The organism is Pseudonocardia nigra, from assembly GCF_019396355.1.
GTDB classification, from domain to species: domain Bacteria; phylum Actinomycetota; class Actinomycetes; order Mycobacteriales; family Pseudonocardiaceae; genus Pseudonocardia; species Pseudonocardia nigra.
The window spans coordinates 1-4,988 of sequence record NZ_JAHKRK010000347.1; the positions used below are offsets into that span (position 1 = coordinate 1).

At 70.9% G+C, this 4,988-nt stretch carries 4 protein-coding genes and 2 pseudogenes; 1 reads left to right on the plus strand and 5 read right to left on the minus strand.

What is annotated here, in order from left to right; genetic code table 11:
• Positions 1-109 precede the first annotated feature (109 nt).
• From KME75_RS39850 to KME75_RS39865, 4 genes and pseudogenes are all read right to left on the minus strand, one after another.
• Positions 110-648 (minus strand): annotated as a pseudogene (locus tag KME75_RS39850) (IS1634 family transposase); the annotation flags it as partial.
• 2 nt (positions 649-650) lie between these two features.
• Entirely contained in the window at positions 651-1,970 is a 1,320-nt protein-coding gene (locus tag KME75_RS39855) for an MFS transporter (protein ID WP_219420180.1), read from the minus strand.
• A complete protein-coding gene (locus tag KME75_RS39860) occupies positions 1,967-2,818 on the minus strand; it encodes a type III PLP-dependent enzyme domain-containing protein (protein ID WP_219420181.1) in 852 nt (283 codons plus the stop codon). The genes KME75_RS39855 and KME75_RS39860 overlap by 4 nt, the downstream gene beginning before the upstream one ends.
• Positions 2,764-3,138, minus strand: a complete 375-nt coding sequence (locus KME75_RS39865) for a hypothetical protein (RefSeq protein WP_219420182.1) — start codon at positions 3,136-3,138, stop codon at positions 2,764-2,766. Before KME75_RS39865 ends, KME75_RS39860 begins: the two co-directional genes overlap by 55 nt.
• 53 nt (positions 3,139-3,191) lie before the next feature.
• Between KME75_RS39865 and KME75_RS44460 the strand changes: the two are divergent.
• Positions 3,192-4,123: pseudogene (locus KME75_RS44460) on the plus strand (ISAs1 family transposase).
• A gap of 71 nt (positions 4,124-4,194) precedes the next feature.
• On the opposite strand, the gene tnpC reads toward KME75_RS44460, so the two are convergent.
• Positions 4,195-4,988 (minus strand): IS66 family transposase (tnpC, locus tag KME75_RS39880; protein ID WP_219420185.1); only part of this gene is annotated, 794 nt, incomplete at its 5' end.

The following is a 4,988-nucleotide window of genomic DNA, read 5'->3' on the forward strand; positions in this document are numbered from 1 at the left end:
GTCGCCGCGAAAGTCCGCCGGCAAGAAGAAGAAATCCGCGCGCTCAAACGCCGCGAAACACCACCGGCTACGCGGCCAAGGCGAAATCCGAGCGGCGATTAGCCGGATAATCGAAGAACAGCAGGTCCACCTCGCTGTCGAGCAGGGTGGCGACCTGCCAGAACACCTCGCGTTCCAGCTCACCGGCGATCTCGATCAGCCAGTCCATCGCCCGATAGCAGGCATCGTCGGAGGTCTCGGGCAGCCGGTCGATGTGCGCGCGGCGGCCCACCCAGCGTGCGGCGGCCAGCTTCGATCCTGGCTCCAGTGCCCGATTGGCGACCAGCGCGAACAGCACCCGCTCGACGCGTGGGTCTACCTTGCGCCCGTCCAGCAGGCGGGTCATCACGGTGTCGATGCTCAGCCGCCGCCACAGCCCGTCGAGCACCAAGGTCCCGCCGACCGGGCGGGAGGACACGAACGCCAGCTCGGCCGGCGCGGTCGCGGCCAGCGCTGTCGCGGGATCCAGCAGCCGTGACAGCGAGGCCACCAGCCGCTTGATCGCGTCCCGGTCGAGCTGGTCCTCCCGGCCGAAGCTGTGCAGCACCTTCGGCCGCGAGGTCTTCGTGGCTGGGTCCCACTCGTTGTGGTCAACTGCAGATAGCGCATGGTCAGGCCGGCGTGGGCATGCTGCGGACCCTGCCGAACAGAGCCAGCAGGAGTGCGCCGGCAAGGGCGACGACGGCGGCGAACGCGAGCGTGCCCGTCCACCCCAGTGACGAGTCGATCAGGTAGCCGGTCAGGGCAGGGGCGATGATCGACGCGGTTGTGGCAAACATCTGCACCGCGCCGGACACCGATCCGTACATCGGGCCCGGCACCGCCTCGCCGACGATGAGCCAGTACTGGGCGCCGGTGAAGTAGAGCAGGAACACCACGACCGTCATCAGCGCAACGGCGCCGATCGTGCTGGACACGAGGCCGATCCCGCCGAACAGCACACCGGTCGCGGCGAGGCAGACCACCACGGTCCAGCGCCGCGGGCCCAGCGATCGACCGGTGCGGCGGACCAGGAGGTCGGTGAACAGGCCGCCCAGCGCCAGGCCCACGCAGCCGCCGATCCACGGCACGGAGCCGGCGACGGCGAGCTCGCTGAGGTCGATGCCGCGCTCGTTCACGAGGTAGGTGGGGAACCAGTTGAGGAAGGTCCACAGGATCCAGGCGTAGCCGAAGTAGGCGACGGCCGTGGTCCACACCGCGGGCAGGGTCAGGTACCTCCACCAGGGCAGGTGGTCCGTGCGGTCCTCGTCGTCGCCCGTGGTCGCGCCCGGCACGCGGTCCTCGCGGATGTGCGCCAGCTCGGCGGGGGAGACCCACCTGTGCTGTTCGGGCGTGTCGCGGACGACGACGAACCAGCCGATGGCGAACAGGATGCCCAGCGCGCCGAAGACGATGAACGGGATGCGCCAGTTGCCCTGGGTGGCTCCGAGGATCGCCACGACCACGGGGGTGCCGATGGCGCCGCCGAGCGAGGTGGCCCCGTTGGCGATGCCCACCGCGGTGCCGAGCTCTCGCTTCGGGAACCAGTTGTGCATGATTTTGGCGGTGACCGTGGCCTGCGGACCTTCGCCCGCGCCGAACAGCAGCCGGATGATCAGCAGGCTGACGAACCCGACGCCCGCCGCCGTCAGCGCGGTGAAGCAGGACCAGGCGATGGCCGCCCAGCCCATGACCTTCGCGGGCCCGTGCCTGTCGGCGAGCCACCCGCCGATGAATCCGAACGGCGAGTACGTGAAGGCGAACGCCGCGAGGATCCAGCCGAACGCGGCGTTGGAGAAGCCGAACTCGGCGGTGATCAACGGTGCCGCCACGCCGATGACAGCGCGGTCGGCGTAGTTCAGGGACAGGATCACGAAGTTCGACGCGAGGACGGCGAACCGGGTTCTCGATCTCTTCGTGGACACGGATGTGGTGGTGCCGGGGACTGTCACGGGCCGTCCTTCTCCGGAGCGAGCGGGTCTTTGGTCAGAAGTAGCAGCGGGCCACCGAGACGACCGTGTCGTCGTCGGCGGCGATGACGGCGGTGAGCCAGCGGTCGTGGGCCGTGCAGGGGTGCGAGATACCCAGCCGGACCAGGTCGGAGGGCGAGCGGGGCCTCCGGTGGCAGCCGCAGGTAGGCGTGCTGGTCGTTGAGCGCGTCGATCGTCCAGCCCGCCGCGTCCCGCGCCGCGAGGCCGCGGGCCTCGATCGGAACGGGCAGGCCCTGGTCCCAGTTGAGATCGCGCCTCCCCGCGCCCAGGAGCGCCAGGCCCGGTTCCGGTCTGCTGAGCACCGGTGCCCACACCTCGATCGCCGGGACGAGCCGGCCCCCAGGCGCCGGGTCGGGCGCACTCCCGTCCAGTGGGGACAGGCCGCTGTAGAGGCCGTGGTCGTGGGTGAGATACGCGCCGGACCTGGTGATCAACCGCACGTGCCGGTCAGCGGGCCAGCCGCCCAGCTCGGCGGCCACCACATCGAAGTAGAGGCTGCCGCCCGCCGAGATGACGTACTCGCCCAGCCGGGGGTCGGCGTGGGGGAGTACGAGGTCCATCGCCAGGCGCACCGAGCGCAGATAGCCGGCGACGGCGGACAGGCCGTCCTCGTCCCTGGCGTGGCTGACCGAGCCCTCGTAGCCCGCGACCCCGGCCAGGGCCAGCCCGTCCACAGCCAGTACTGCGTCGCGGACCGCGGCGACGCCCTCCAGGTCCCGGCAGCCGCCTCGGCCGCCGTCGTGGCCGACCTCGATCAGCACGGGCAGCGGCCGGGGCGTCGCCATACCGTCGAGCGCCTCGCGCAGCACCTCCACACCGTCCCGGAGTCGACGTAGCAGTAGAAGCTGCGCGCCTCGTCCCCGGCCAGCCAACCGACAACCTCACGAGCGAAGGCCCGGTCCACGAGCTCGTTGGCCAGCAGGATGCGGGAGAAGTCCGCCGCCATGAAGACCCGCGCCTGGTGCGGGGTGGCGAGCGTGCCCCCCACGCGCCTGCCCGCAGCGCGTATCCCCCGAGCTCGGGCGGCGGTGCGGAAGAGCCGGGGGGCGATTCCCCCCGCCCATCGCATCAGGTAGGTGCAGGCCGGTGCCGAGTGCGGCGGCGCGAAGCCCTTACCTGACTCGATCACCCCGGCTGCAGAAGGTCGATCCGGTGGCGTTGGAAGCCGCGCTGGAGACCTGGGTGCTGGCGCAACTGCAGGCTCAACCCGTTTCTGCGGGCACGCCACGCCGGGAGCAGCGCCGGGTACTGGCTCTGGACGGCCAGACTCTGCGCAGCGCGCACGTTCGCGTCGACGATAGCGCCGGCAGCGGTGCCGACGACGGCGCCGACAGCGCCGGTGACAGCGGCGCGGGCACAGGTGGTGGTGTGCACCGGCCGCATCTGGTGTCCGTGCTCGAGCAGGCCAGTGGCGTGGTACTCGGGCAGGTCCAGGTCAGCGCGAAGGGCAGCGAGGTCGCCGCGTTCACGACGTTGCTGGACTCCCTGGAGTTGTCCGACGTGCTCGTCACCGCGGACGCGTTGCACACCCACCGCGGCCACGCGAGTACCTGCACGGCCGCGGCGGGCACTACCTGATGACGGTCAAGGCGAATCAGCCCACCCTGCTCGCGCGGCTGCGTGCGCTGCCCTGGGCCCAGATCGGCGTCGCCGCCCGCGAGCGTGCCCGCGGGCACGGCCGGGTCGAGACCCGCGCGGTCAGCGTGGTCAGTCTGCGCCCGTGCCCCGATCTGGGCGGGGGGTTCTTTCCGCACGCCGCGCAGGCGATCAAGCTGGTGCGCCGGCGCCGCCCGCTGCGCCCCGGCGGGAAGTGGAAGACCGTCACCGTCTACGCGATCACCAGCCTGACCGGCCTCGACGCCGACTCCGCCCTGCTGGCCCGCTGGATCCGCGGTCACTGGTCGATCGAGAACCGGCTGCACTGGGTCCGCGACGTCACCTACGACGAGGACCGCTCCGCGGTCCGCACCGGGTACGGCCCCCAGGGCATGGCCGCCTTCCGCAACCTCGCGATCACCGTGCTACGACTGTCCGGCGCGACCAACATCGCCGCCGCGCTGCGCTATCACGCCCGCGACTCCCTCCGGCCACTGATCACCTACAAGCTCATGTGATGACTTTGCCGGGGCCCTGGCACCTGTACCTGGCCCAGCACGACACGCGCGTGCTGGTCGATCGTAACCATTCAGGTGGTTGAGGCGCAGGGCGGTGACCAGGGGTTCCCGGTGATGGCGTCGCGCAGTGCGGTGAGGACATCGGCGCCGTGTTTGCGGACGGTGGAGATGTAGCTGCGGATGCGCAGCCAGGCGCGGGCGGTATCCGCGGAGCGGTGGCAGCCGCTGATCTTCATCTGGGTCTTGGTCGGGCGCACGTCACGCTCGGCCTGGTTGTTGGTGAACGGCACCGACAGGTCGCGGGCGAACAACAGTACCTGCTCGTCGCGGTCGCGTAGGCGTTCGAGCAGGTTGCGGGTCTTGGACTGTTTGCGCCCGGGTGTGCGGCGGTGTTCGGCGAGCCCGACCAGGATGGCGTGGCGCCACGATGTCAGTAGCGGTTCGGCGATCTCCGGCGGGATCTGGTGTTGTCGCTGCTCGCGGGCGGCATGGGCGGCACCGTTGAGCCCGTGCAGCGCCCGGAGGGCCTGTTCGGGCCAGTCCTGGTCGGGGTGGGCCTCGGCGGCGGCGACCAGCTCGCGGGCCAGGTGCGCGCCGCACAGGGCGTGCCGGGCCTGCGGGTAGGCGTCGTAGACGGCCAGGGCGTCGTGCACGACCGTTCCGCGGAACGCGGGCAGTACGTCGAACTCGGTCACCGCGGCCCGGCCGCGGGAGGGGTGCAGGTGGTAGGCGGTCAGTGTCTCGGTGCAGGCGACGTGCAGCCACCACCGCGACCCGTTGATGTTGCTGCTGGTCTCGTCGACGTGGATCACGTGCGCCAAGGTGATCAGTGTCTTGATCAGTTTCTCGACGTCGCCCAGCACGC